This window comes from Ktedonobacter sp. SOSP1-52, from assembly GCF_016587395.1.
On the sequence record NZ_BNJH01000003.1, the window covers coordinates 1,463,916 to 1,488,755 of the forward strand.

At 51.8% G+C, this 24,840-nt stretch carries 24 protein-coding genes; 9 read left to right on the forward strand and 15 right to left on the reverse strand.

The annotated features are described in order from the left end of the window. Nucleotides 1–224 precede the first annotated feature (224 nt). Nucleotides 225–509: a hypothetical protein gene (locus JMJ16_RS31650; protein WP_201388082.1), complete on the reverse strand. Its 285-nt coding sequence runs from the start codon at nucleotides 507–509 to the stop codon at nucleotides 225–227. A gap of 465 nt (nucleotides 510–974) precedes the next feature. On the opposite strand from JMJ16_RS31650, the gene JMJ16_RS31655 reads away from it, so the two are divergent. The 3 genes from JMJ16_RS31655 to JMJ16_RS31665 all read left to right on the forward strand — a co-directional run bounded on the left by JMJ16_RS31655 (nucleotide 975) and on the right by JMJ16_RS31665 (nucleotide 3,482). Then, nucleotides 975–1,184 carry a helix-turn-helix domain-containing protein gene (locus JMJ16_RS31655; RefSeq protein WP_201388083.1) on the forward strand — a complete coding sequence of 70 codons (210 nt, stop codon included), beginning with the start codon at nucleotides 975–977 and terminating at the stop codon, nucleotides 1,182–1,184. Nucleotides 1,185–1,255: 71 nt separating this feature from the next. Beyond that, nucleotides 1,256–2,641, forward strand: a complete 1,386-nt coding sequence (locus JMJ16_RS31660; RefSeq protein WP_201388084.1) for a hypothetical protein — start codon at nucleotides 1,256–1,258, stop codon at nucleotides 2,639–2,641. A 265-nt stretch (nucleotides 2,642–2,906) separates the two neighbouring features. Next, on the forward strand, nucleotides 2,907–3,482 hold the full coding sequence (locus tag JMJ16_RS31665; protein ID WP_201388085.1) for a hypothetical protein: 576 nt from the start codon (nucleotides 2,907–2,909) through the stop codon (nucleotides 3,480–3,482). Nucleotides 3,483–3,978: 496 nt separating this feature from the next. On the opposite strand, the gene JMJ16_RS31670 is transcribed toward JMJ16_RS31665, so the two are convergent. Next, the gene (locus JMJ16_RS31670) at nucleotides 3,979–5,673 is read right to left on the reverse strand and encodes a DNA methyltransferase (RefSeq protein WP_201388086.1); all 1,695 of its coding nucleotides are present in this window, start codon (nucleotides 5,671–5,673) and stop codon (nucleotides 3,979–3,981) included. A 260-nt stretch (nucleotides 5,674–5,933) separates the two neighbouring features. Between JMJ16_RS31670 and JMJ16_RS31675 the strand changes: the two genes are divergently transcribed. Beyond that, on the forward strand, nucleotides 5,934–6,947 hold the full coding sequence (locus JMJ16_RS31675) for a tyrosine-type recombinase/integrase (RefSeq protein ID WP_201388087.1): 1,014 nt from the start codon (nucleotides 5,934–5,936) through the stop codon (nucleotides 6,945–6,947). 540 nt (nucleotides 6,948–7,487) lie between these two features. Here JMJ16_RS31675 and JMJ16_RS31680 read toward each other — a convergent pair. Next, nucleotides 7,488–7,703 (reverse strand): helix-turn-helix transcriptional regulator, encoded by a 216-nt coding sequence (locus tag JMJ16_RS31680; RefSeq protein WP_201388088.1) that lies wholly within the window; start codon nucleotides 7,701–7,703, stop codon nucleotides 7,488–7,490. 303 nt (nucleotides 7,704–8,006) lie between these two features. Between JMJ16_RS31680 and JMJ16_RS31685 the strand changes: the two genes are divergently transcribed. The 3 genes from JMJ16_RS31685 (at nucleotide 8,007) to JMJ16_RS31695 (ending at nucleotide 11,132) form a co-directional block, all read left to right on the forward strand. Further along, nucleotides 8,007–8,642: a hypothetical protein gene (locus tag JMJ16_RS31685; RefSeq protein ID WP_201388089.1), complete on the forward strand. Its 636-nt coding sequence runs from the start codon at nucleotides 8,007–8,009 to the stop codon at nucleotides 8,640–8,642. A gap of 3 nt (nucleotides 8,643–8,645) precedes the next feature. Next, nucleotides 8,646–8,867 (forward strand): hypothetical protein, encoded by a 222-nt coding sequence (locus tag JMJ16_RS31690; RefSeq protein ID WP_201388090.1) that lies wholly within the window; start codon nucleotides 8,646–8,648, stop codon nucleotides 8,865–8,867. Between the two features lie 243 nt (nucleotides 8,868–9,110). Then, on the forward strand, nucleotides 9,111–11,132 hold the full coding sequence (locus JMJ16_RS31695; RefSeq protein ID WP_201388091.1) for a recombinase family protein: 2,022 nt from the start codon (nucleotides 9,111–9,113) through the stop codon (nucleotides 11,130–11,132). On the opposite strand, the gene JMJ16_RS31700 is transcribed toward JMJ16_RS31695, so the two are convergent. The 8 genes from JMJ16_RS31700 to JMJ16_RS31735 form a co-directional block, all read right to left on the reverse strand. Continuing rightward, nucleotides 11,107–11,811, reverse strand: a complete 705-nt coding sequence (locus JMJ16_RS31700; RefSeq protein WP_236601758.1) for an efflux RND transporter permease subunit — start codon at nucleotides 11,809–11,811, stop codon at nucleotides 11,107–11,109. The two genes, JMJ16_RS31695 and JMJ16_RS31700, sit on opposite strands and share 26 nt — an antisense overlap. A gap of 175 nt (nucleotides 11,812–11,986) precedes the next feature. Beyond that, complete coding sequence (locus tag JMJ16_RS31705; RefSeq protein ID WP_201388092.1) at nucleotides 11,987–12,586, reverse strand: TetR/AcrR family transcriptional regulator; 600 nt, start codon at nucleotides 12,584–12,586, stop codon at nucleotides 11,987–11,989. 212 nt (nucleotides 12,587–12,798) lie between these two features. Next, the gene (locus tag JMJ16_RS31710; protein WP_201388093.1) at nucleotides 12,799–14,400 is read right to left on the reverse strand and encodes an aldehyde dehydrogenase (NADP(+)); all 1,602 of its coding nucleotides are present in this window, start codon (nucleotides 14,398–14,400) and stop codon (nucleotides 12,799–12,801) included. Nucleotides 14,401–14,497: 97 nt separating this feature from the next. Then, nucleotides 14,498–15,415: a dihydrodipicolinate synthase family protein gene (locus JMJ16_RS31715; RefSeq protein WP_201388094.1), complete on the reverse strand. Its 918-nt coding sequence runs from the start codon at nucleotides 15,413–15,415 to the stop codon at nucleotides 14,498–14,500. Continuing rightward, on the reverse strand, nucleotides 15,412–16,692 hold the full coding sequence (locus JMJ16_RS31720; protein WP_201388096.1) for an NAD(P)/FAD-dependent oxidoreductase: 1,281 nt from the start codon (nucleotides 16,690–16,692) through the stop codon (nucleotides 15,412–15,414). Before JMJ16_RS31720 ends, JMJ16_RS31715 begins: the two co-directional genes overlap by 4 nt. Then, nucleotides 16,689–16,952 carry a (2Fe-2S)-binding protein gene (locus JMJ16_RS31725; protein WP_201378605.1) on the reverse strand — a complete coding sequence of 88 codons (264 nt, stop codon included), beginning with the start codon at nucleotides 16,950–16,952 and terminating at the stop codon, nucleotides 16,689–16,691. Before JMJ16_RS31725 ends, JMJ16_RS31720 begins: the two co-directional genes overlap by 4 nt. Beyond that, the gene (locus JMJ16_RS31730) at nucleotides 16,945–18,069 is read right to left on the reverse strand and encodes an FAD-binding oxidoreductase (protein WP_201388098.1); all 1,125 of its coding nucleotides are present in this window, start codon (nucleotides 18,067–18,069) and stop codon (nucleotides 16,945–16,947) included. Before JMJ16_RS31730 ends, JMJ16_RS31725 begins: the two co-directional genes overlap by 8 nt. Then, entirely contained in the window at nucleotides 18,053–19,003 is a 951-nt protein-coding gene (locus JMJ16_RS31735; protein ID WP_201388100.1) for a proline racemase family protein, read from the reverse strand. Before JMJ16_RS31735 ends, JMJ16_RS31730 begins: the two co-directional genes overlap by 17 nt. 141 nt (nucleotides 19,004–19,144) lie before the next feature. Here JMJ16_RS31735 and JMJ16_RS31740 point away from each other — a divergent pair, with 141 nt between their 5' ends. Continuing rightward, nucleotides 19,145–19,936 (forward strand): AraC family transcriptional regulator, encoded by a 792-nt coding sequence (locus JMJ16_RS31740; protein WP_201388102.1) that lies wholly within the window; start codon nucleotides 19,145–19,147, stop codon nucleotides 19,934–19,936. A 127-nt stretch (nucleotides 19,937–20,063) separates the two neighbouring features. Further along, complete coding sequence (locus JMJ16_RS31745; protein WP_201388105.1) at nucleotides 20,064–21,647, forward strand: diacylglycerol kinase family protein; 1,584 nt, start codon at nucleotides 20,064–20,066, stop codon at nucleotides 21,645–21,647. Between the two features lie 69 nt (nucleotides 21,648–21,716). Here JMJ16_RS31745 and JMJ16_RS31750 read toward each other — a convergent pair whose 3' ends face one another. From JMJ16_RS31750 to hypE, 4 genes are all read right to left on the reverse strand, one after another. Continuing rightward, a complete protein-coding gene (locus tag JMJ16_RS31750; protein WP_201388108.1) occupies nucleotides 21,717–22,247 on the reverse strand; it encodes a cupin domain-containing protein in 531 nt (176 codons plus the stop codon). Nucleotides 22,248–22,403: 156 nt separating this feature from the next. Then, nucleotides 22,404–23,156 carry a hypothetical protein gene (locus tag JMJ16_RS31755; protein WP_201388110.1) on the reverse strand — a complete coding sequence of 251 codons (753 nt, stop codon included), beginning with the start codon at nucleotides 23,154–23,156 and terminating at the stop codon, nucleotides 22,404–22,406. Between the two features lie 81 nt (nucleotides 23,157–23,237). Continuing rightward, complete coding sequence (locus tag JMJ16_RS31760; RefSeq protein WP_201388112.1) at nucleotides 23,238–23,552, reverse strand: DUF5808 domain-containing protein; 315 nt, start codon at nucleotides 23,550–23,552, stop codon at nucleotides 23,238–23,240. 172 nt (nucleotides 23,553–23,724) lie between these two features. Further along, nucleotides 23,725–24,837 carry a hydrogenase expression/formation protein HypE gene (gene hypE, locus JMJ16_RS31765; protein ID WP_236601759.1) on the reverse strand — a complete coding sequence of 371 codons (1,113 nt, stop codon included), beginning with the start codon at nucleotides 24,835–24,837 and terminating at the stop codon, nucleotides 23,725–23,727. Nucleotides 24,838–24,840: the final 3 nt, after the last annotated feature.

A 24,840-nucleotide genomic window follows, 5' to 3' on the forward strand; every position in this document is an offset into this window, starting at 1 on the left:
CCCTCTCCCATTTATCTATAATCGGCTTAACGATGCTATCAAAGACCTGCGTTAAGTTGGCATAGTTGCGCATGAAACTGATATAGCTCTCTAGGCTGTTGATGTATACGTAGTGCTGTGTACCTTGCCCTGATTCGAAGAGCAGAGCATAGGCTTTGTCGGCACTAGACCATGCAGAGTCTTTAGGGCCTGCGTAGGTCTGGCGTCTTAATGCAAGGGCAGGATTAATTAGTGGAAATTTTCTTATGGCTCGTAGCACGCCTTTTGGAAAATCCGATAATAACAAGCATAATCCCTAATACAAAGCCAAGTAGTTCAATGCAAATTGGGTTACTAAGTACTAATATTGCTGGTAAATCTTGTGAGGGGCCACGATGTGCTGGAATATATACCAGATTAAGCCAAAACAAGCCATAGATAAAAGCGACTATACTTGCAATAGTAAAAATACTACCCAAAAATATAAATGTGCTCCCTCTGTTCTTAGAAATATTTTCTGGATTGCTCATTTATAACCTCCAGATGCAAACACTTATTAATATCAGAAAAGGTTAGCTAGAAAGCTTCTGTGCAAACCAGAAACGAATGATGAGAAACTTTCTCTAAATAGAGTACACTCTTTATTTTTCTAGTCGTGATACTGTTCTGTCGCCTTTGCGATAGTGCTAGAGCACATGTTGCCACGTGAATATACTAGCCCCTCGCTATACGTCCAGTAGTGCTCTACAGCTTCCTTTTTCCTGGTCACTGTTACATTCCTCCCTTTGTCTCTTCATAACCTATAGCGCTATTATACTACGATATGTATTGGTAGGGTATGTTTTCGAGAGTAGGGCGTGTATGTGTACGGATTGGCTTATAAGCCGTTGGAAGTCGTTTTTTAACGCCATCACGTGAAAGGTGGACAGAAGTAGGTACTACTATGTTACAATGGTAATACATTGTTGTAACATTGTTAAAAAACGGGGGAACTTATGGCAACGACAGAAGAGAAGACGATCACAGCCAAGGCCATCGATAGGGAGCGTTACTACTCTCTTATGCAGGTAGCGACGTTTATGGGTACGACACGTCAGACGATACACCGGCATGTGGGGGCTGGCTCTATACCAGCTATGAGGGCTGGTAGAGCCTACATTGTGAAGGGCAGTGACGTATTGGAGATCATTGCACAAAGAGCCTAGGTTGTGGTGTGGATAGAAAAATAGCCCCCCTATTGGCGTAGGTGTGGGCTAGTGGAGTGGAGGTTATTACATTGAACGACAACATTATACATGCACTTGTGGTGCAAAGTAAACTGGCTGGCGATAGGTCTATTGCTGTATCGCTCTACAGTGACCTGATTGATATGCACCCTCTCTTAAAAACAAATGAAGGCTACAAGCGTACTACGGGGTACTTCTTGCTAGGGCCTCACTTTAGAGACGAAGATACAGGCTATGTTCTGTATCCTTCTACAATGATAGCTCAGCACATGGGAGTGCCTTACAAGCACGCTAACACGACCCGCCATCTAGACGACTATAAGCGCGATATAGCACCGTCGCTTGAATATTCGGGCTACTCCAAGAAGGACAAGAAGTGTCGCGCTATTCTCGATACAGGCATGACAGAGCTTATTGACGCTGTTCTAGAAGAGAAGCCAGAGAAGAAGAAGTACTTTTATTCTGGTGTGGTAGCTAACGAGAAGAATCAGCTAGCCCTTGATAAGCAAGTACATCAGGAGGCTAAACAGCAGGCGTTTTTTTACTCCGACCAAAGGCTTATAGCTGGCTACCTACATAGGCACCCCTTCTCGACGTTTAAACGACCTGTAGAGGAAAACTACGAAGAGGCGAGAGCACTTGCCAGGACAGCAGGCATGCCAAAGCAAAGAAGGCACTTACTACTCCAGTTACAGGCGACACGGGATAACCCCAAACCGTACTACTATCCTGTTGAGAATAACGCACGCATCTACAGCCAGAGTGGGCTTATTCTCATGCCTAAAGAATTGAGGCGCACCCTATGGCCTGGTCTATTCGAAGGCGATTTACAATCAGCGCAAGCCGGTATCATGGCTACATTATGGGGCGCTAACCTAACGTCGCAGATATTACAGGATGACGTTAGCTTATGGGACGAATTGATGAATCAAATGGGCATCGTACCAGAGCATAAGGCGAGAGCGAAGCCAATTGTTAAACAAGGCTACTATAGCGTAGGTTATGGTATGAAGACAGGTGACGTAAATAGGAAGGTTGGCACTGAGCTAGGGAAGGTGTACATAAAGCGGCAAAAAGATATGCGCTTTTCCGATAGCGCTATCATGACTGATCTTCTCCAGGCTAGAGAGCGAACAGAGGCGCGTATTCTGAAGGAAGGTGGGATGTATGGCGCGTATGGTTGGATGCCCTACTATGGGCAAGCTATGCCCTCGTTTCACTCCCATGTACTCCAGACCTACGAGCTAGCCATTGTCGCAGAATGCTTTAAGGTAGCGTCTGACAGCCAAGACTTCCGCATTATGTATTACCAGTGGGATGGCTTTAGCTTCTCAGTAGCGCCAAGTAGGGAGAAGCGTGTTGTTACCAGCTTACAGAATGCAGTGCAGAAGAAAGCTAGGGAATATGGTATCTATACCAAACTAGTAGTAGAGTAGAAGGTAGCGCAGGAAGGTAGAAGGTAACAACCCCCGTATGATCCCCGTTAAAAATGGGTAAATTGGCTTCTAAGGCCAAAGGAAGGCGTTTTGATTTTTCCCAACTTCGTACAAAATGCCAGCTAGCAAGGTTTTATAGACGCGCATCGATGTGATGTGTAAACGGCCTAGAAGGTGCTGTAACACCCCTAGGCCCTACCCTGAACGATTAGACTACAGGGCAACGTTTATTATACGCCCCTGTAGACAGAGGGAGCAAGAAAACATGGTCGTTACTCAATCCTATCTCTCCAAAGGTATACAGTGGCTCGAAGAGCGTTTAGTAGAGTTATCCTACCTGTTTCTTATTGTGGGATTTTGTCTGGGTACAGTAGACCTCTTCACACAGGGTACGCTGATGAGTAATAGCCTCATGACTTATCTTTGGGCCTCCACTCAGGCAGTAGCTATAGACGGGTCATTCTTCGTCAAACACAAGAGATTAGCTTTAGCCCTGTACAATAAATCGTGGGGCACTGCCTTGGCCTACTTGCCCATATGCCTACTTCTTTCGGTTGTGGCATGGCTGGTAAATGACGTTCAGTCTATGGCTGATGTACTGAAGATAACCCCCATAGAGTCGATACAGAGGCTAGGGTTAGACCTAGCAACTTTGACCCATGTAAGGGGCGCTCTGGTGGTCTTAGTCGCTATATCCATAGCTGTAGAGAACGCGATTAGTAAGGCTGTGGGGGGTCAAAAAGACCAAGTTAACAGCTCAAAGCGTGGGCCCTGGTCTGGTGCACGCGAAGGGCCAAGCCAGTGTACAGGAGGTTGGCCCTGTGGAGTTGGAAGGGGCTGAAGAGGTAACCCTGTTAGGGCCAAGCAAAGACCAGGGTACAAGCTCGGAGGCGCAAGGGCTAAGCCCAAAGGAGCAAGGGCTAAATGACCAGGGGCCAAGGGGCCAAGCTACAGACGACCAGGGGCCAAATGCAGAAGGCCAAGGGCTAAGCAGTGTAGACCAAGAGGCCAAGACACGACGTAGCCCAATGACCACAGAGGCTATCAAGGTATACGACGCCTATAGCAGCCTTCTAGCTAAAGGGGCCAAGCCGACAGCCTCACTTATTCAGGCAGAAACGGGTGTATCCCTGAACACTGCTAAGAAATACTTACGTGAAATTAGAGAGAGAGAGGCTGTGTAAATAGCAGAAGATACGCTCTTGCCTCTCCTATGGGTGGCTACGTGGCTGTGTGGGGTGAGGAGAGGGAGAGCGTTTTTATATAGAGAGCCCCTAGATTTTTATTTTCTAGGGGCTTTATTTTGTTTTCTTCTTTGGTCAGAAAAACAAGCTATTTTAGCCCAAATCTAAAAGTTGCTGTTCTGCACTAGCTTGTTGTACTTTTTGAGCTTGCTTGAATGTCCCGAATTGAGGCGGCATCTTGACTTTAGCCCCTTGCAATAGTTCGCTGATTGAGAGGATTTGGAGTCGTGGGTACTTTTCCCCCCACCCTGGGGAATAATAATAACCAGCGCTTAAGGCTTCTGTAAGCATGTCACGGGTGGGAGCTTCAAGCGTTAAGAATACTCCAATTACTGCTTTTTCCCTGGTTATAGTACCAACGAGGTCACGAATATCCCCTGATTTTACATGACCCGATTTAACTTGTACTAATACCCGCTTTGCTTTGTTGCTGCTATCATCTACAAAGGCAATGACTCCATCAATCCCTTTATCACTTCCTTTTTTGCCTACCTTACTTCCTTCTTGCCCTCCCAAGGGTCTAGCACGTATGAGTGATAAAGCCCACCATTGGAACTGGTATCTATCATCTTTTGCCAGTTGTTTGGCTGCACCAATATCGGTTGGCTCTCCTACAACCTTAAATTTAATTCCTGGGTACATTGCCTCTAATCGGTACTTTTGCAATGCTATACTCAGATGCGTAATATCTATACCTATCCATTTGCGATCTAGTTTCTGCGCGGCAGCAATAGCAGTGCCACAACCGCAAAAGGGGTCAAGCACTATATCACCTGGGTTACTACTAGCTGATATGATGCGCTCCAACAATGAGATAGGCTTTTGCGTTGGATAACCTAGTAGTTCCGCATCAGTCCCTCGTATTTGTGATATATCTGTCCAAACATCCCCTAATACTGCTCCAGGTTGTTCATCAAGATATCTTTTCCGCATAATACGCCCTTCAATGCTTGAAGGAAATATAAGTAGACCCTTCTCGTCTAATTCACACATCTTCTCGTATGATACGGCCCACCCGTTTCGATGAGGTTTATAGCCCTTATAGTCATACATCAAATTGGGGCGAGGGTTGGGACTACGCAAATCACCTGTATTAAAGCGGCGTGCTTCTTTAGGGATTTCTTGGGTTTCACGTTCTTCTTTGGTCATACGGCGAATTGAACCGTCAGGAAATTCAAGATACTGATACCAATCGTGAAGGGTTTTTTCCTGGAAGCCAATATGCTGTTTATTGAATATTGCTTCCTTACTTTTTGCATAAAAAATAATATGGTCGCTAAGTGCTCCAAACTGCTTCTTTACATCATTGTGGGCGTCTGCCCTCTTCCAAACAATAAAATTACGAAAATTCTGTGTACCAAAAATGGTGTCAAGTATCATCCTCAAATAATGGCTTGCAGTTGGGTCACAATGAAGATATAAACTTCCTGTTGGCTTAAGGGCACGATGCAATTCTACAAGTCTTGCTGTCATCATCACAAGATAGGCCATCATCTGGTTAGTACCTATGGAGTTGTGTAGTGCCTCTATCATTGAGCTTACATGTGGAGCGGCCTCAGTCACTAGATTATCATAGGTCTGTGATGCTATATGGTTCCAGTGCCATGTATCTTCAAAGGCCGTGATTTGAGATTCACTATCTTGACCACTCTCGTCTTTGAAAAGAACATTATAATTTCGGCTGGAGTTGAATGGAGGATCTAAGTAAATCAAATCAACTGAATCATCTTTTATATATTGACGCAATATATCAAGGTTATCTCCATAGAACAAAGTATTATCTTCCATGATAACCCCCTTGGAGGATGAAGGCCTTACAAAGCTTTGTAACGCCCCTCTGATTAATAATTTCTACTTATTCACTTATTTTAGATAAATAAATCGCAGAATGCAATGATATCTGTATGCATCTTATGGAGGTTAAGAAACAAAGAGGATAAAAGCTCTTGTTTTGGTATTATGACTGTGCTATAATCTCTTCTATGAAGTTCTGATTATTAAAAGGAATCGGTACTCGAGAACGTAAGACAGAGAGGGAAGGATACCTAATGGAGATGCTACCAGCCACACTGAACAATGCAGAGATCGTAGAGGTTAATGCCCCCCAAAGCATAGGGGAGCTAGCCAACCTGATAGCGGGTAAGACAGCACATACCAACTACAGCGCTACCAAAGCAGAGAACACTTTGAGACGACAGAAGGCAGACTTAAAGCTGTTCTTTCAATTCCTAGAGATAGCGCAGTATGAACAGCCTATAAGCGCCTTCCTGGTTACTGGTGAGTGGGGGTTATGGAGTGGAATTACGTATGGGCTGGTAGAGGCGTTTGTGCATTGGCAGGAACAGCAAGGTTATTCTATCGGTAGCATTAATGTAAGACTAGCGACGGTTAAAACCTATTGTGGTCTAGCCCATAAGGCAGGAGTAATAGAGCATACAGCCTATGCTTCTATCAGGCTGGTAAAGGGCTTCTCTCATAAAGAGGGCGTGCATCTCGACAAAAAGCGTGAGGTAACCAGAGTGGGAGAGAAAAAAGAGAGCGCTACCTCTGTCAGTGTCGCACATGCCGGTATGCTAAAGAGCCAGCCTGACGATAAACAAGGCCGTCGTGATCGTGCTATGATGTGCCTCTTCTTAGACCATGGGCTACGCTGTGGAGAGCTAACAGCCTTATTAGTCGAGAATATAGACCTACAGGCAGGTACTATTACCTTCTATCGTGAGAAGGTAGATATGATACAGACGCACAACCTCACACCTGACACGCTAAAGGCGCTTATGGCCTATCTGCCTGATGTACAAGGGCCTTATCTCTTTGGTGGCTACAAAGGGAAGGCTATCACGACCAGAGCTATTAATAAACGTGTGGGAGAGCTAGGGAAGGCCATAGGGCTAGAGGCGCTAAGTCCCCATGATTGTAGGCATTATTGGGCTACTGTCGCAATGAGGAACGGTACAGACGTGAAAAGCCTACAGGTAGCGGGGGGATGGAAAAGCCCACACATGCCCCTACGCTATGCAGAGGCGACTAGCATAGCCAACCAGGGCGTAAAGCTGTCATAGCCTAGCCCTTGCCCCCTCCTCTGCCTTTCCCCTGGTGATATGCCAGAGGATATATTTATGCCTCATTACGTAGCATCTCATCACGCACACATGCCATTTAATCGCTCTGAGAGCCTAAATAGACGTTTTTATATATGGCAGTAATGCCGACTATTACACGCGCTACTATAGGGGCCTAGATTTGCGTCTCAGGGACAAATAGCAATATCCTTGCTACATGTAAGGCTGAAAGAAGGCAAAGAGAGGCCCCTGGAAGAAAGGAGAGCAACCAGGGGCCATAGCAACAACCAAGGAGTTAGAGACAACGCCCCTCACCGGAGGCTTTTATTTATCGTGTTGTACACCCTATTCTACCATACAGAGATGCAAATATACGCTATTTACGGCCCCCTCTCAAATAAACGCGCTACAGTGGGCAAGAAGGGGCTTGCTATAGCTGGCTGGTATCTTCCATAGTCATGGTAGCGTTAAACCCTCGGATTTGCGTTGTAGAGCCAAGGAATAGCATTGTAGGGCATTCAATGAGAGGCGTATAAAGACCTACGCCCCTGGTATATCTGGCACGTCTTCTATGAGATCAGCAGAGGGAACGCTAAGAGCCTGTGCCAGTTTAGCGACAATAAGCGTAGATACCTCTTTCGTAGGATCTTTATAAATACGTCGTAGCGTTCTTATGTCGATATCTGCTTTTCTGGCAAGCTGTGCCATCTTGAAGCCTTGCTTCTCAGCCTCTTCTTTAACCCGTAATTTAATCATATAAGCCCTCTTTGCATGTCGTGTTGTTCGCATTCTAACATGTTGCCCCTCTTGACGGGCAGTACATTGAATGGCTATCATTGTAATAGATGCTACGATTGTAGCACGTTGAAAGAGAGCCTTTAACAGAGGGCCTTAGTATGCCAGAGAGGAGGGCATAGAGAAGCCCCCTTGTGTGTACTAGACACAAGAGGGCCATTGTCGAGAAACCTTTTAAAACCGTTCGTAGCAGTTCTTTGGGCCTCTCTACGCCTATTCTTGCATAGGGAGTGCCCTACCGTCAAGGAAAAGGCATAACAGCACATGTATAAACCTGTTAGAGATCTTCAGGGGCAAGAAGAGCCAACGACTAGCAAGGGCAAAGGCAAGCTAGAAGTCCGTTCCCTCTCTCGCCATAACTGGTATGAGGGTGATGAGGTCGTACTTGTTCCCCGCGTAAAGGGCCATGGTATCAAGGGCAAGCATAAGTCAGTCAAGACACGGCCTATCTATGAGGCTGAAGAGCCAGAGGAGCCAGAGGCCCGCCCCCGTCAAAGTAACGCTCTCCTCATCATAGGGGCTGGTATGGCAGGCGCATTGCTTCTCATATGGCTAATGGTCATGGTTGTAATTCCCCTATGGAATGGCTTACAAACGCAGTGGCACTACGGAGATAGCCACGTATCCCACTACGATTTAGGGGAGCATCACTTTGTAGGTGAGGTGTATAGGGGCTATGTTACTGTGTACGACATTCCACAGGGACACCCCGAAAAGTCTCGCGTCTTTATGCTTCAGAGCGCTACTGATAACGCAGTTGTGCAGTTTGAAGCCAGAGACGCTAATAGCGACGGTATACCAGATATCACGGTTGGTACAGAGGGTTCTAGTATCGGCATAACCCTCTACGGGTATAAAGACGGTAGTTACAACCAGCAACCCCCACAGGAGGGCAAGTAGACTATGATCGTGTTACATCTCCCCTTTGATCTAGAGCACCCCGCTTTGAGGGCTGGCTATGAGAGTGCTAGGCGTCCAGCATTCCAGGCTGATAAACCAACCAACGATATAGACTTTGTGCGACTGGTAAGGGATAGTTGCGAAGACGACCCCGCTACACTTGCCTATCACGTGGGCTTCTTAATCGGCTTGTTTGCTGTTCCCTACGAAGAGCAGCAACCATAGGCTAACCAGCTTCTAGCCTCTCAAAGATTAGAAATTGTCTGGAGAGGCTAGAATAGCCCTTCCACTAGGAATATTCCTACCTCTTCTTTGTATCTAGGTAATTAGGAGCATTAATACATAGATGCAAGAGGTAGGAAGATATGAGCCAGGAAGAAAAGCTAAACAGGATAATGCTTATCCTATGCCAAGTGTGTTTAAGATTAGAGGCTGAAGACGAAGCCAAAGAACTAGAGGAGATAAACAATGCCACGAAGCTACGCGAAGAAGGAAAAAACAGCGATTAACCCTAATGCGTATGTAGACGAGCATCTAAATTTCCCCCTTCAACAAGGGGTTATTATCACCTATGCAAGACAGAGCAAAGAGGAATACTACGGTAACGTCTCTACTGAGATACAAACAAAGCACATGCTAGAGCACGCTAGAGGGCTATGTGTTGCCCCTGATAAGCAAGTAGTATTTATTGATGAGAACCTACAGGAAGATGGCTCTATCAAGTCTATTAGCGGGACGTGGGGGGCTGATAAGCGTAAGGGGTTAGCCGCTCTCTACGAAGCGATAGCCAACGGGGTAAATGGTCAGCGTGTCGCCCTGGTGCTTGCCTTTGCTGAAGACCGTATGTTCAGGGATGATAGTGCTATTGAGTATAACAACTACATCCAGATCGCACATAAATACAAAGTGCAGACGAAGATGTTTCAAAGTGGCAAGATTTACAACTTTGCTAACCAGTGGGATAAAAAGCAGTTTCGTGACAAGTGTGAGTGGGCTGCTGACGAACTGACTACGAAGATATTAGGCCGTATGCTAGGTGCCAGGGAGTACATGACCACTATGGGACAGTATAGCGGCCTCGGTAGCTTGCCTCTTGGCCTCGTGAGGGGAGAGGGCAAACTGGACGAAGAAGGGAAGCCTAACAAGTACTATCGCAAGCCTGTGCCTCTAGAGCCTCATGCCAGCAAGATTAAAGAGCTATTTGAAGCCTACTACGAGAATGGAAGCCCACGCACCGTATACAACGAGCTGGTGAAAGATCGTTACGTATTTACCCCGCTTCCTGAAGGCACACCTGACTTCTATTCTTCAACCTTCACTTCGGAGGGGGCTAGACTCTCCTATACCGGTCTAATCTCCATTCTAACCAACCCCATGTACATAGGCTGGTGGTACGATAGCGTCAATGGTCGTTGGTTAAAAGACAACCACCCGGCTATAGTGAAGCCGGACGTATTCTGGTATGCCTTCAATCGACTCTCAACCACTAATCTAGACGGTACTCCTAACCATGGGCGTGTACGTGTGCAAGCGCAACGGGAGGGCAAGATAGAGGCGAAAGGGGGCATACTGGAGGGGCATATATACCACCGGGATAGTGCAGTGAAGGTGTATTGTACTGTACGCAAGGGAATAAAGCATTACGACCTTGTAGACAGCAAGGGATATGGAGAGAAGAGCGCCTTTATGTCTATTCGCTGTGCTGAGATTGACGGGGTAGTGTTGAAGCTACTTAAGCAAAAGTTGGCTCAAGATGGAAGGCTACAGGAGTTTAAGAAATACGAAGAAGAACTTGCAAAGAAAAGGAAGGACAGAATTACAGCACGTGCTGTTACCCTGGCAGCTCTCGAAGCTCAGATGACAGACCTTAAGGGGCGCATTAAACGAGTCAAGACTCTTGACTTGATCGAGTCGTTAGACGCTGACTATGCAGAGTTGGCTGCTGAGAAGAAGCGGCTACTAGAAGAGCCTGAAGAGACGAATGGCAAAGGGAAGAATGGTAAAGGGAAAGGCAGGCGCTACGACTACTTCACCTTATTGGAGAGGCTAGGCCCCCAACTAGGCGCACTCAAAGATGATGAGCACAAGATATTCATAAAGGCCACTTGTGATATTTACCTAGAGGCCCTGTCGCCACGGTTTTACTTGCTTTCTATCCACTGGCAAGTGTGGGGGCAAGAGGTGTACATAATGGAGAGGGAAAATAGAGGGGCTGTCAAGTTTACCACAGAAGAAGACGATCTTATCAGACAGCTATACAATACCGTCTACTCCCCTGACGACATTACGAAGCGCCTTCCTACTCGCATATGGGGTGCTATCAAGAATAGGGCCTTTGCTTTGGGAGTAGCCAACAGACCGCGATTAGGGGATGTGATCGACAAGAGAATATGGAAGTTTTCACAAGAGGAGATAGCAATACTAGACCAGTATGGGGTAAAGGAGTTAAATGGGTACGCCGAAGTCACAAAAGATATAACCCCGTCGTGATAGGAATAGTCTTGCCATCACTCGTTGTCGAGCCAGCGGGGAGGGTGATGTTATTGGCCTGTAGGGCACCCTGTAACTGGCTAAAGCTCACACCATGATCTTTCAACTTCTGGAGATCAACTGTGATGGTTACGATCTGTGTGCGCACGCCAGTGACATTGACGGTACCAACACCATCGATGCGCTGCAAATCTGGCACCACATCATGCTTGAGTGCGTCAGCCAGCACCTGCTGATCCTCATCCGCGCTCACTGCGAGTTGGATGATGGGGAGGTCGGTGAAGCTGAAGCTCTGTACCTGCGGCGTCACATTGCTCGGAAGGCTGGTCTGTGCTTTATTCATGCGCTGTGTGACGGTCTGGGTCGCGCTATCAATGTCGGTTCCATAGTCGAAGGAAACGACGAGGACCGCTGTTCCCTGATTGGAGTAAGACGTGACTTTTTGTACGCCTTTAATGCCCTGAATATTTTGTTCCAGGGGATTGGTGACATCGCGTTCGACGACGGAGGGCGATGCGCCTGGATAGACCGCGACAACCGAGAGCGCTGGGTACGTAATGGAAGGAAAGAGTTCCTGCTTGAGGGATGGAATAAGATAACCACCCACCAGGAGGATTGCGATGGTCAGTAATGCGACCGCACTTCTATTAGCGAGGCTGAGCCTCGAGAGGTATGACATACCTCGTGATCTCCTTTCATAATGGCCGCGAGGCACATTATTGAAACAGTGATGGCTGTAGAGATGAAAAAAGTTCGCAGGCTCTGGTAACGGCAAGATGTTTACACATAATGGCCTGTTCAGAGCATGCTCTGGATTGGTATACGCGTAGAAACGCTAGCTTCTGTCAGATATCTCAGGACTGCTCCTGCGCGTGAGGATGGTCCGGAACGTAGGTTTGCAGGACTTTGCGAACCTCTGCCTCCATCTGCTCTGGCGGTGTCTTCACCTCAAGGAAGACATAGCCAAAGATGAGGCCCAGGCCCAGGCAATGCAGCAGATCCGCCGTTGCCTGGGAACCTTGGAGTTGCACCTCTTCCTGGCAACGATCTCTGTCACGCTGGCGTAAAGAGGCAAAAAAATCTCGTAGACGCTCGCCGATGTCGGGTCGATGGATGGAAGAAGAGGCAAAATGGAGTAACAGCAGGTAGAGTGAGCGGTCAGCATCAACTGATTGGCAAAGAGCTTGAAAGAAACGATTCAGAGAGCGCGGTGTTCCCTCTTCCGACTGTGTTTCTTTAAAACGCGCATGCAGTCGCTGAATGACATCTTCCAGAACGGCAAATAAGATCTCGTCTTTATCTTTGAAGTGATGTGTCAGGCCGCCAACCGATATATCAGCCTTTTTGCATATATCGGCGATAGTTGTCTCGGCCCATCCTCGCTGCGCTGCGAGTTCTTCAGCGGCTTGAATGATTTGCCTGCGCCGGATGGAGCGGATGTCGATCCTGCTCATAGGCTCTCCTGTGCTCTCCTTCTCGTCCCTGTTGCTATCACCTTACAGAATTATCGTTCGATAAACAGAATATACATTCTGTCCAGGTAATCGTCAAGCCTATTAGGAGTAAGGGATGAGGGGAAGGTGATGTGATATGCCCTGGCGGCCGCAGGCTGCCAGGGCATATCACATCACCTTCCCCTTTTTCTGGCTTATGAGCAGGCGCGATGCTAAGCGTGCTGCGGCGCTGCTATTGCGTCGCGTGTCCATGCGCCGTCGATGACGCGCCAGGCATGGGTGGGATTCTCATCCTGAAGTTCATGTGGCAGGCGCGAGGGGCGGACATTGTCATAGCTTTGCAAGACTGTGAAGCGACTGATAGAGGCTGGGATGCCGACGGAGGTAAAGCCCGCGTGCCCCGTGGAGGGGAAGGGTCCGCCATGCTGCATAGCCGGGCTGACCTCGACGCCCGTAGGCATTTTGTCATTGAGCAGGCGCCCCACGCGCTGACGCAGGACCGGTTCCAGGCTCTGGTACAGGGTCTCGTCGACGCTTCCGGTGTGACTGTAGATGGCGCCGGTCAGGTTGCCCTCCAGGTGACGCGCAATCTCCACCATTTGCTGCTCATTCTCGACGACAACAAAGAGGCTGGCGGGGCCAAAGACTTCGGTTTGCAAGGCCTCGCTCTCGCGCAGGAACTGTTCCCCGGAGACGCGAAGCAGGGTATTGTTGAAGCGGAAGCCCTGCCCCTCTACAGGCGTTCCACCTGTGAGTAACTCGGCACCATGCGCGGTAAGTGCCTTGAGACTTTCCTGTAGCCCACTAGAGGTGCGCTCGTTGAGCAGGACGCCTGGAGCTTTCTCCTGAAAGAGTGCGGCCACGCGCTGGACAAACGTCTCGCTCTGGGGGCCACCAGGGAGGACCACGAGTCCGGGATTGGTACAGAACTGGCCCGTGCCCATCAGGCATGAGGTGGCGAATTCGTTTGCCAGAGCCTCCAGGCGCTCTTCAAGCGCTCCCGGAAGGATAAAGATTGGATTGACGCTTGAGAGTTCGAGATAAATGGGCTTGCCTGCTCGGTCCGCAGCCGCTTTCAAAGCCAGTCCCGCGGGGCGTGACCCCGTGAAGCCCGTGGCACCAATCAGGGGATGGGAGACAAGCTCCAATGCGAGCTCGTTGGGGAAGTGATAGAGCAATTGAAATGTGCCTGCTGGCAGGCCAACGCTTTGTAGTGCCTGCGAGGTCAGCTCCGCTAGCAGACGTGTCGTTCCTGGATGGCCAGGATTGGCCTTGGCGATGACGGGATTACGTGCCACGAGTGCAGCGGTAAAGTCGCCTCCGGCCACGGCATTGAAGGCGAAGGGGAAATTATTGGGGCCAAAGACGACGACTGGCGCTCCCAGAGGGGCATGGTATGAACGAATGTTACGTTTGGTATCGATGACGGGATTGGTCCAGGACCCTTCGTGAGCAGCCTGCGCCCCCAGGCGGAGCTGGTTAGAGGTGCGGGGCAGCTCGTTTGAGTTCAGGCGTGGCTCTTTTGGTAGACCGGTCTCGCGGTGAGCGATCTCGACCAGGGCCACGCGGTTGACTTCAATCAACTCCGCGAACTGTTCGAGAAAGGCTGCGATCTGCTCAGGCGATGTCGATGAGAGCACCTCTGCCGCCTGGTGCGCGGCCATGATTGTCTCATAGACATCCTCTTTGCCAGAGATGGGGTAGCTGCCTTCCAGGGCCTGCCCCGTGCTTGGATCAACTGCCTGAAAGTGTCCTACCGGGTTGTGCGCCTCGCGCCATTGTCCTGCGATAAAGACTGGTTGGGTGCTACTCATCGTCTCGCCTCCTTGTGGCTTCTCGTAATCTATGCGAGTGAGCGAAGCCAGTTCTACATCGCTCACTCGCTATCGCTCACTCGCTTTTTGGCATTGCTTAATTTAGGACTGGCCTGTGCTTCAGAGCCTCCTCGATGATCTGCCTGGCGCTGGCAAGCTCCTCTCCTTCCAGTTCGAGGCGTGGTCCTCGCACCTGGGCGCTGCCCATGCCGACCATCTCCTGGGCCAGTTTAATAAGCTGGACAAACTTGGGAACCGTGTCCAGGCGTAGCAGCGGCAGGAACCAGTTATAGAGCGCTTCGAGCTGCGCGTGGTCTCCCTGTCCCAGGCGGGCCTGCTGTGCAAGCTGGAGGAGCGCGACCGATTCGTGGGGGAAGGCATTGACCAGGCCAGCGATCCAGCCCACGGCGCCTGCTTGCACTGCCTCGACAAGGCAATCATCAACGCCCACAAGCAGCTCTAGACGCTCGCCAATCAGGGCTCGAATGGCCGCGATGCGCCGCACATCGGCGCTGGATTCTTTGACAGCCTGCAGGTTGCTATGTTCACGCGCCAGTTCCGCAATCTGTTCGGGCAGAAAGTCGGTCTTATAGGCCAGTGGATTGTTATAGAGCATAGCTGGCAGCGAGGTCGCGCGTAAAACCGCGTCGACGTGTGCCTTCATCTCGCGCCAGTCTGTCGAGTAGACATAGGGTGGGAGGACCATGAGACCACTACAACCTATGTGTTCCGCGGCTTGTGCCAGGCGTACCGCCTCTGTGGTAGAGAGCGACGCGATACCAGGAATAACTGGGACACGGTCTCCGATTGCCTCAAGGGCCGTTTTGAGCAGGGTAATCTTCTCTTCAAAGCTTAGAGTTGCCCCTTCCCCAAGTGAGCCGAGTGGTACAAGCCCTATACATCCCGCATCGACCAGCCAACGACAATGGTTGGCAAAGAACGTATAGTCAATTGTATCATCTCTATTGAATTTTGTGGTAATAGCCGGAATAACGCCTTGCCAGTTGACTTTCATCGAGAAATCTCCTTTGAGTGTGTGTCTTGCATGGATGCGAGACTTGCTATGCGTGTGGAAGCGAGAGGGGGACGGATGGAATCCTGGGTCCAGCCAAAGAGAAAATCAGTCGCGGCGCCACAGACGCGCCCCTGGCAGGGACCCATCCCACAGCGTGTCTGTAGCTTGGCACCACGCCAGCTTGTATGTTGTTCAAGCTCGCCATAAGTAACGTCTTCACAGCGGCAGACAATAGTTCTGGCATCGGCCAGGGTGCGCAGCTCCGGGCGGAGCGCGAAATATTTGGTTTGCAGGGTGGCGAAAGCGCGTGCGCGTACGCGTCGAGTGAAGAGCTGGCGCGCTTCCTCGAAGCATTCAGTCGCAGCCAGGCCCGCAATCTGCCCCTCAAGCAGAGAGAGCTCCAGTCCACCGATACCAGTAACCTCGCCCGCGCAGTAGATGCCAGGCTGGTTCGTTTCCTGCCACTCATTGACGTGGACTAACCCTTCCTGACGCTCACAGTTAAGCGCAGCTGCCAGCTCCACGTTGGGCGCGAGCCCAAAGCCACAGGCCAGGTAGTCACAATCCAGGGCCAGGCTTCGCTTCCCATACTGGAGAATGACCGCCTCAAGTCGCTGGTCGCCCAGGGCTCGCGTAACCCAACAACTAGTTTTTAATGGTACTCCTGCCAGCTCGCGAGCGAAGCCAGCAGCTTGCCAGAGGTACGAGGTGTGGCGTGGCAGGTGGAGCGCGAAGCGCGCCAGGTTGCTCCGTGAGGTCTGCTCTGCGATCAGGCACACCCGGGCACCCTGGTGCTTGAGGTAGACCGCCACCGCCAGGAGGAGCGGCCCACTACCAGCGATGACGACTCTTTTTCCTGCGATTGGAAGACCTCCCTTGACCAGAGCCTGAAGACCACCCACTCCCATGATACCAGGCAGCGTCCAGCCAGGGAAAGGGAGAAAGCGCTCGCGCGCCCCCGTCGCCAGAATAAGCTTCTTATAGCACAGCTCCAGCGAGCCATCGGGAGTTTCTACAAGCAGTTTTCCAGGCTCAAAGGACCCGATGACACGGGAGCGCATATAGTGAGTGATGCGCTCATTTTTGCTCTTTAAGAGCCAGGAGTGAGCCTGGATCCCTGGCTGCTTTGTATGGTCTGCGCGCCAGATTTGCCCACCGGGTGCGGGATTATCGTCCACGAGGGCTACGCTAGCCCCACCTTGGTAGGCGCTACTGGCTGCGGCCAGTCCTGCTGGACCCGCGCCAATGACCAGGACATCAAAAGAGGTGTGTTTCATGTTGTCGTCACCACCATTCCTTCCTCGCAAAGTGTCTGGCAACTCAGGGTGTGCTCTCGCTGGTTGATTGTGACCCGGCACTCGTAGCAGATGCCCATGCCACAAAGAGGAGCGCGAGCTTCTCCCTGTACCGAATGGCGATAGGCCTCCACGGGGAGCCGGGCGATGGCCGCAGCCACCGTACTACCCACGGGAACGCGAATGGCCTGTCCATTGATTGTAAGCTGGACGTGATGATGCATGAGTTGTGTATCAGTCATGTGTCGCCTCCTCCAGCTTGCGGGTTGGGAGATAAGGCCCCCAGGGAATGGCTGAGGGTCGACCAAGCATCTGAGACGCGAGCAGGTGTGCCGTGCTTAGAGAGGTGGTGATGCCCAGCCCCTCATGCCCGGTCGCCAGCCAGATATTTTCGCGCTCTGGGTAGGGGCCAATGAGAGGGAGTCCATCGGGTGTGGCTGCACGCAGCCCGGTCCAGGCGCGAATGCAAGCGCAGTTTCCTAAGTCTGGCAGGTACTCAAGCGCTCCGGCGAGCACCTTTGCCAAGATAGACTGCTCTATCTCGCGGGAGGCGACGCCTGGCTGGCGCGAGGAGCCGATGAGGATCTGCCCGGTTGCGCGTGGCTGGACGTTGAAAGAGACAGTATCGCCGCTGGCTGCATGGGCGTTTTTGACGTAGCCTAGCTCTACCAGTTGGTGGCGTAGAAAACCTGGATAGCGATCCGTGATCAGGAGATGGCCTTTCTTCGGCTCGATGGGGAGTCCTGGTACGAGTGCGGCCGCTCGGACGCCATTAGCTAGAACGACCTTTGAGCCACTGATCACCTGACCATCCTCCAGACGGACGCCATCATTCAGGACATGGGTTACCTGCCCATAGAGCAGCCTGGCGCCGTGTTTCTGTGCTTGCTGGAGCAGCCAGTTCGCGCTACGCGGGGGATAGACAACGCTATCGCTGGGGACCAGAAGCCCTCCCGCCAGACCCCGGCGTAGACGTGGCTCCAGCTCATAGAGCTGTGTCGCGTCGAGGACAGAGCTGGGAATCGTATGTGTCGCATATAGGCTGTGCTTGTGCTCTACCTCCTGCATCTCCTCGGCATTGGCGGCTACCCAGATTGTGCCACAGCGTGTGTACTCGTGCTGGTCGGGCGCCTCCTGGACCAGCTCGTCCCAGAGTAATTGCGAATGGCGCGTGAGCGCAAGCTGGGCGGGACTGTCATCCATGACAACGATATGACCCATGCCTGCCGCCGTCGCGCCGCTACCCACCGTATCGCCTTCGAGGATGCCTACGCTGCAACCCCCTTTAGCGAGCTCCAGGGCGCATGCCGTACCCACGATTCCCGCGCCTACGATGAGCACGTCAAAGGTCTTGCCCATAGCGAATCCCCTTCCAGAAAGGATCGTGCTCGTCAAGGACCAGTCTCCCTTGCAGGGTGACGAAGGCTTCCCCGGTAATCTGGGGAGAGATCCGCCCATTCTCTACCTGGTAGCTGGCTATAAAACGGCTGCCGATAATGCTCTCCTGTATCCAGGACTCTCCTGGAGCCAGTTTGCCATCGGCTGCCAGGCAAGCCACTTTGGCGCTGGTCCCGGTCCCACAGGGGGAGCGGTCATAGGCTTTGCCCGGGCAGAGCACGAAGTTTTTGCTTTGTGTGCCGGGGGAACCCGGACCAAAGAGTTCAATATGGTCGATGAGTGCGCCCTGTGCTCCGGTGATGCCTGCGCCTTCCAGAGCCTCGCGAATGCGCCAGCAGAAGGCGGTGAGTTGCTCAACACACTCAAAACTGAGTTCTTGCCCATGCTCCTCTACCAGGAAGAACCAGTTGCCACCCCAGGCGATATCACCCTTAAGAGGACCATAGCCCGCTACGTCAATGGTGACCTGGCTGGCATAGCGATAGCTGGGCACGTTGTGAACGGTAACGCGTCCATCCTCATGCAACTCAGTTGTGACGATTCCAACCGGGGTTTCGATCAAGTGCCGCCCGGGCTGAATACGTCCCAGGTGCGCCAGGGTTGCGACCAGGCCAATGGTTCCATGTCCGCACATGCCCAGGTAAGAAACGTTATTGAAATAAATGACGCCAGCGCTACAGCGCGGATCGACTGGCTGACAGAGGAGGGCTCCCACCAAAACATCTGAGCCGCGTGGCTCATTGATAACGGCGCTGCGGAACCAGTCAAACTGCTCGCGAAAGATACGTAATCTCTCAGAGAGGCTCGTCCCCGTTCCCAGGTCCGGCCCACCCTCAAGCACGACGCGTGTTGGCTCACCCGCAGTGTGTGAGTCAATCACATCGACATAGCGCATGTCTTTACCACCTTCTCTTTGTCTCGTACAAGTCGGAGCTTAAGATTCTTGTATGCCTTTATCTTATGCGCTAGGAAGGCATAGTTTCTTGTACAATTAAGGGAAGATATATGCGGATTTTGGCATAAGTGAGGTGCGAGAATGTCTTCGTTCCAAACAGAGGCGCGCTCAAGGCAGTCGGTGGAGTGGGTAATGTCTGCTCGCCAGCAGCTCGCGCACGCGCTCATTGACCCCTTTTTCGTCGAGGTGCTTTTTGATCAATTGTCCGATGTCGTTTTCTTTATCAAAGACCTGCATGGTAGATACCTGGTGGTCAATGATACATTGAGGCGGCGCTGTGGGTATAAGCGGAAGAGTGAGCTTTTAGGCTGTTCATCCCTGGAGGTCTTCCCCGCCGAGCTGGGGGCGATCTACCTGGCTCAGGACCTCGAAGTAATCAGACAGGGACGAGCGATCTCGAATCGCCTTGAGCTTCACCTGTATAACGATGGTGCGCGTGGCTGGTGTCTGACACATAAGATTCCCTTGCTTGACCAGAACTCTCAGGTCGCCGGGCTGGCCGGTATTTCGCGCGACCTGCATATGCCCGATGAATCTCACCCTGTCTATCAGCGTCTCTCTGAGGTCGTAGCTCATATTCAGCGTTTCTATGCTCAACCGCTCAGGCTTGAGGATCTGGCTGCGATCTCACACCTCTCTGTATCGCAACTTGAGCGACATATGCAGCGTATTTTTGAACTAACCCCCAAGCAATTTATTATTAAAACACGTCTCGAAGCGGCGACACGCCTGCTGGAAAGTGATGCCTCCATCACGACCATTGCCCACGCCTGTGGTTATACCGATCACAGCGCATTTTCAAGGCAGTTCAGGCAGGTCGTTGGTCTCGCCCCCGCCAAATATAGGGAGCTTTTACGTAGCCACAGTAAGTGAAGGAGTGCTTTGCTGCATCCAGTCTCGGTCTGCTCACGTAAATAGAATAGAGCGAATACAAAGTGGAAAATATGTTGAAGAACGGTTTAAAAAACATCGCATACTTGTAAAAAAGAGGATTGGTATTATGCAAAGCGAAAAAGCATTATTGGCGATCAATCCCCGGGCAGGGCAGAACGTTACCAAGATTCCGGATGTCGTCTCAGTGCTCTCTGCGGCTGGCTGGGAGACCGAGGTGGCCCTGAAGCAGTACGGCGGCCAGTCGATTGAGATGGCGCGTGAGGCCAGCGAGGATGGCCACGATCTCGTAATTAGCTACGGTGGTGATGGAACAGTCAACCAGGTGGTAAATGGTATTATGCGCGCGAAGAAGCCTGGCAAGAGTGTGGTGGGCGTCATTCCAGGCGGTACCGCAAACCTGTGGGCTGGTGATATTGGTGTGCCAACTGAACCTGTCAAGGCTGCCCTGGCATTGGTGAATAGCGAAGTTCGCCGTGTCGATGTGGGCCATGTGGAAGTTTCTTCAGTCTCTTTCCCGGAGAACGTAGAGTCTCAACGAGCGACACAGAACGGGAAGAAAGCGAAGAAGCGCGCGCGCAAGCAGGTTGGTTCACGTGTGCGCAACCATTTCTTGCTCATGGCGGGTTTGGGTTTTGATGCCGAGGTGATGCGTCACGCTCCCAAGCCGCTGAAGTATCGACTCGGTCCGCTTGCCGTTGGTCTGACGGTCGCGCAGAAGTTGCCTGACCATCAGACTTTTCCCATTGAGATTCGTGGTGTTGGTGAGAGTGGGGAGAGCGATATGATCTGGCAGGGCGAGGCGCTCCAGGTTATTATCGGTAACACTCGTCGCTATGCCATGGTGCTGGAGACCACACCTGAAGCTTATATTGATGATGGTGTACTTGATGTCTGTATCATCGTAGGTGGCGATCCTGTCTCAACCATGCAGCAGGTAGGTTCGCTGTTACTGCGCCATAAGCCTCACAACACGACGAGTCAATACTTCCATGGCTCGCACCTGGAGATCAAGGTTCCGGCCTCCGTGCCTATGGAACTGGATGGAAGCGCGGTCAAGCTCAAAGACTACGTAAGCAAGGAAGATTACGAGCTGATTGGCCAGGTGGAGGACTCCAGCCAGGTGATGGTTTCCTATCGTTTTGATGCGCTCCACAAGGCGCTTCCCATGGCCTTCCCCTGTACCTACAATGAGGAATTGTTCCAGCATCCCCGGCGACACAAGAAGCTGGATCTGGAGCAAGAAGAGGAACATAAGGCCAGTAACATTGGTGATAAGAAGAAAGATGATCCCGCACAGACCGAACTGCAAGAGGCAACCGAGCGAGCCATTTCGCAGCCAGAGCATTCTGTAGACGTGGAGAAAGAGAAGCGCCAGGAAGAGATTCGTGCTGAACTGCCGAGTCTTGTTACCTCGCTCTTCGAGAATGGGCGCAAGGTGACCGTGATAGGAAAGGCGCAACACCCAGAGAAACCCGGTACCTATATCGTGGCGGGTACAACGATAAACGCCTTGACCAGCGAGCAGAAGCCCGCCGCGGTCATTATTGGTAACAATACCGAGGTCTTTGACCAGAACGGCCAGCATATCCTCAGCTCTGCCGTCGCGGATATTCAGGAGGGTGGCACGATGGTAGTTGAGGGCAAACGCAGCAAGCTTGGGGTGATCAAGGCTACGCGCGTGGTCCTTTAAGGGTAAGGTAGGAGGTGTGAGATGGCCCCTGGTTGTCGCAGGCAACCAGGGGCCATCTCACACCTCCTATTAAGCCAAAAAACTGATGCCATATTGGCGGGCGAGCTTCTTCAGGCCCTCTGGCGTCAGTTCATCCTGACGAATGCGTTGCCCCATGGTGATAAAAAAGTCTTCCAGCCCGGCTGGAGTGACCATGATCAGGACATGCCAATGCCCAGATCCTGTGGTGTGAAAGGTGTGGGGGATGTTGCGTGGCCCAAAGATGGTCATCCCTGGACTGGCGGAGACGAGATTATCGCCAATACGGAACTCATACTCGCCTTCGAGGATGTACCATGTCTCATCCTCACGCGTGTGGACATGTAGTGGTGGCCCGACATTGGGAACCAAAGAGTAGGCATTGATCAGGAAGAAGGCTCCCCCTGTCTCCTTCCCTGTCAGGGTGATCGCGGTCGGATCCCCAGGAGAGCCCGCGATACCGATTCCTTCACCAGGCTGCCTGATGAGTGGCTGGAGAGCAGGGAATGTCCGGACCTGTGTATGTGCCTCTTGGCTCGTGTTGCGCTTCCTTGCCTCATAACCTATTTTGTTATCTGGCATGCAGTCACCCTTTCTGCTTGAAGAACGGGGAACAGGGAGACATTGGCTTCTTGAATGCAACAGAGAGAGGCCAGCTATACTGGCGCTTCTCTGACTAGTATAGTCCCATAAAAAAGAGCTTGTAGGGGTCCATACCAGCATGAGCCCTACAATGTGTTATTCTATTTCCAGTTTAGCTGAGGCGCGACGTCGAGAGAATTTTTCCAGGCTCTTGTGGACGTAGCGGGGGAGGAATAAGCCCGCTAGAAAGGCGATACCAGCCGCGACAATAGGTAGATAGGGGGTTGCAAACGTGTGGGCTAGCCACACGCTTAGGAGTAGAAAGAGTCCTGTGAGCAGGCCACCTACCAGGCTGACAATTATTCCTTTGAGCAGAGAGCCAAAGATGGTATCGCCAAGCTCGCGACGAAAAACCTGTGCCCCTATCTGCTTGAGCAAGGCGCTTCTCTCTTGCGGCTCAAGCGCCTCGATGGCACTGACCAAACGAGCGCGCTCCTCTTTGGAGAGCTTGCGTGTGAAAAGCGAGCGTAGCATGTGCAGAAAAGCGAGCAGGGCAAAGAGCAGGAAGCCAAGGAAGAAGGCTATCAGGGTGGCGAGCGTGGTCAAAAAAGCTGAGCCTGGGGCTTGTAATAGCGCCAGCAGGAAGACACAGGCGACCGCCGCCACGATATAGATAGCTGACCAGAGGATGCCTTTGACATAGTGCTCTATAAGCAGTTTGAGCGCCAGGTGCGGTACCTGGTGTTTGAGAAACTGGATGCCAGCCGCCCCCAGCACCTCACTCTTCTCTTTTGTACCCAGCGATCGCGTCGCTTTAAAGAGAATCTCAACCTTCTCCCGCGTCGTAATGAGAGGGAGCTTGCTCTGAATAAGCTGGTGCGAGCTTACATGCTCTGGCGGCTGGTTCATTGTCTTATGTGCTTTCCTCAGAGATAAGAGCCAATGTTCTATATGCTGAATTGAAGCAGAAAAACATTGGCCCTTTATCTCTTATACGCGACTAAGCTCACGTTCCGCTTCATTGCGTGATTTGGGGTGCACAAGAGGATAGAAGTTGATGGTCCAGCCTACGCCAAAGATATGAGGCGTGAAAATGCTTGAGGTGTTGGGGTTCCACATTCGCTCACGGATACGCTCAGGCGTGGGGGCGCGGAAGTCATAGGGCACGCCCAGGATCTGCCCTTCCCAGGTGCGCTCCTCTTGCGGTTTGCGCAGTTGCTCACTCAGGGCGGCCCCGGTCAGTGCGATTACGGCCACGCCAAGGGCAAAGCTTTTAGCATCGAACTTTTTCCGTCGTCGACTCATGGTTTGTATGTCTCCTTGTTTTTCATCTTGATAATGAGCGTGGTACGCCCTGGTGCGCATGCGCACTAGGGCGTACCACGCTCATTATGGTCAGGTGCATGCACGTGGTACTCATAATCATTTACGTGTATCGGTATTCCCGGTTGCAATGGATATGCTCTCTCTGCTATTTCTAACAGATGCGCGGCAGGGGATCACCCACCAGCATGTCCAGGACGCGCAGGCCGCCGATATCAGTATGCAGGAAGACCATGCCGGGCGGCTCTGCTTGCACGGTGCCTATCAAGGCCGCCTCGCGCCCCAGTGGGTGTGCGTGGAGCACATCAAGGGCGTGCTCAGCCTGCTCTGGCGCGATGACTGCCAGTAGCTTGCCTTCATTGGCGATGGTCAGGGGATCGAGGCCGAGAATCTCGCAGGCGCCACGCACTCCAGCATGAACTGGGATGGCGTGTTCTTCGAGGCCAATTGAGACCTCTGAACTCATGGCCATCTCATTGAGCGAGGTCGCGACGCCTCCGCGTGTAGGATCCTTCAGACAGTGCACGCCCTCGCCCACGGCTGAGAGCAACGCCTCAGTCAGGGAGTGTAGCGGCGCTGTATCGCTCTCGACGTCGGTCTCGATATCGAGAGCCTCGCGCGCCATCATGATTGCGATGCCGTGATCCCCTACAGGCCCGTTGAGTAGGATCTTATCCCCCACTCGCAAGAAGTTCTGTCCCATGTTCCAGGTGGCCTGAATGTGCCCGACACCGGCAGTATTGATAAAGAGACCATCGGCCTTGCCGCGCTGAACGACCTTGGTATCTCCCGTCACAATTGCGATTCCCGCTTCGCGGGCGGCGTTTGCCATCGAGTCGACGATGCGGCGTAGCTCGCTGATGGGAAACCCCTCCTCCAGGATAAAGCCCGCCGAGAGGTAGAGCGGCCTGGCACCTGCCATGGCCAGGTCATTGACTGTGCCATGGACCGCGAGCTTGCCGATATCGCCGCCGGGAAAGAAGAGCGGACTCACCACATAGGTATCGGTAGTGAACGCCAGTCTTGGCTGTTCGACAGTGACGGTGAAGATCGCTGAATCATCCATGATATCTAGCATAGGATTAGAAAAGGCCGGTGCGAAGACGCCCTCAATGAGGTTATGCGTGGCCTTGCCGCCGCTGCCATGGCTCAAGGTAATGCGTTCATCTCGCAGGTAGAACTTGTGCTTGCGCGCCTGCCGCGTGCGCTCAATCTTTTGTAAAACGCTCTCAACCATGTCCGGGCTGCCTGGGATATGTGCTTGCATCGC

What these genes read in the sequence shown, in the direction of transcription:
- JMJ16_RS31705 (WP_201388092.1), bottom strand. Translation starts at nt 12,586, where the DNA reads ATGAGCAGGATCGACATCCGCTCCATCCGGCGCAGGCAAATCATTCAA.
- JMJ16_RS31755 (WP_201388110.1), bottom strand. Translation starts at nt 23,156, where the DNA reads ATGAACCAGCCGCCAGAGCATGTAAGCTCGCACCAGCTTATTCAGAGC.
- JMJ16_RS31650 (WP_201388082.1), bottom strand. Translation starts at nt 509, where the DNA reads ATGAGCAATCCAGAAAATATTTCTAAGAACAGAGGGAGCACATTTATA.
- JMJ16_RS31690 (WP_201388090.1), top strand. Translation starts at nt 8,646, where the DNA reads ATGATCGTGTTACATCTCCCCTTTGATCTAGAGCACCCCGCTTTGAGG.
- hypE (WP_236601759.1), bottom strand. Translation starts at nt 24,837, where the DNA reads ATGCAAGCACATATCCCAGGCAGCCCGGACATGGTTGAGAGCGTTTTA.
- JMJ16_RS31750 (WP_201388108.1), bottom strand. Translation starts at nt 22,247, where the DNA reads ATGCCAGATAACAAAATAGGTTATGAGGCAAGGAAGCGCAACACGAGC.
- JMJ16_RS31715 (WP_201388094.1), bottom strand. Translation starts at nt 15,415, where the DNA reads ATGAAAGTCAACTGGCAAGGCGTTATTCCGGCTATTACCACAAAATTC.
- JMJ16_RS31710 (WP_201388093.1), bottom strand. Translation starts at nt 14,400, where the DNA reads ATGAGTAGCACCCAACCAGTCTTTATCGCAGGACAATGGCGCGAGGCG.
- JMJ16_RS31730 (WP_201388098.1), bottom strand. Translation starts at nt 18,069, where the DNA reads ATGGGCAAGACCTTTGACGTGCTCATCGTAGGCGCGGGAATCGTGGGT.
- JMJ16_RS31725 (WP_201378605.1), bottom strand. Translation starts at nt 16,952, where the DNA reads ATGACTGATACACAACTCATGCATCATCACGTCCAGCTTACAATCAAT.
- JMJ16_RS31670 (WP_201388086.1), bottom strand. Translation starts at nt 5,673, where the DNA reads ATGGAAGATAATACTTTGTTCTATGGAGATAACCTTGATATATTGCGT.
- JMJ16_RS31665 (WP_201388085.1), top strand. Translation starts at nt 2,907, where the DNA reads ATGGTCGTTACTCAATCCTATCTCTCCAAAGGTATACAGTGGCTCGAA.
- JMJ16_RS31735 (WP_201388100.1), bottom strand. Translation starts at nt 19,003, where the DNA reads ATGCGCTATGTCGATGTGATTGACTCACACACTGCGGGTGAGCCAACA.
- JMJ16_RS31675 (WP_201388087.1), top strand. Translation starts at nt 5,934, where the DNA reads ATGGAGATGCTACCAGCCACACTGAACAATGCAGAGATCGTAGAGGTT.
- JMJ16_RS31685 (WP_201388089.1), top strand. Translation starts at nt 8,007, where the DNA reads ATGTATAAACCTGTTAGAGATCTTCAGGGGCAAGAAGAGCCAACGACT.
- JMJ16_RS31740 (WP_201388102.1), top strand. Translation starts at nt 19,145, where the DNA reads ATGTCTTCGTTCCAAACAGAGGCGCGCTCAAGGCAGTCGGTGGAGTGG.
- JMJ16_RS31720 (WP_201388096.1), bottom strand. Translation starts at nt 16,692, where the DNA reads ATGAAACACACCTCTTTTGATGTCCTGGTCATTGGCGCGGGTCCAGCA.
- JMJ16_RS31655 (WP_201388083.1), top strand. Translation starts at nt 975, where the DNA reads ATGGCAACGACAGAAGAGAAGACGATCACAGCCAAGGCCATCGATAGG.
- JMJ16_RS31680 (WP_201388088.1), bottom strand. Translation starts at nt 7,703, where the DNA reads ATGATTAAATTACGGGTTAAAGAAGAGGCTGAGAAGCAAGGCTTCAAG.
- JMJ16_RS31745 (WP_201388105.1), top strand. Translation starts at nt 20,064, where the DNA reads ATGCAAAGCGAAAAAGCATTATTGGCGATCAATCCCCGGGCAGGGCAG.
- JMJ16_RS31700 (WP_236601758.1), bottom strand. Translation starts at nt 11,811, where the DNA reads ATGTCATACCTCTCGAGGCTCAGCCTCGCTAATAGAAGTGCGGTCGCA.
- JMJ16_RS31695 (WP_201388091.1), top strand. Translation starts at nt 9,111, where the DNA reads ATGCCACGAAGCTACGCGAAGAAGGAAAAAACAGCGATTAACCCTAAT.
- JMJ16_RS31760 (WP_201388112.1), bottom strand. Translation starts at nt 23,552, where the DNA reads ATGAGTCGACGACGGAAAAAGTTCGATGCTAAAAGCTTTGCCCTTGGC.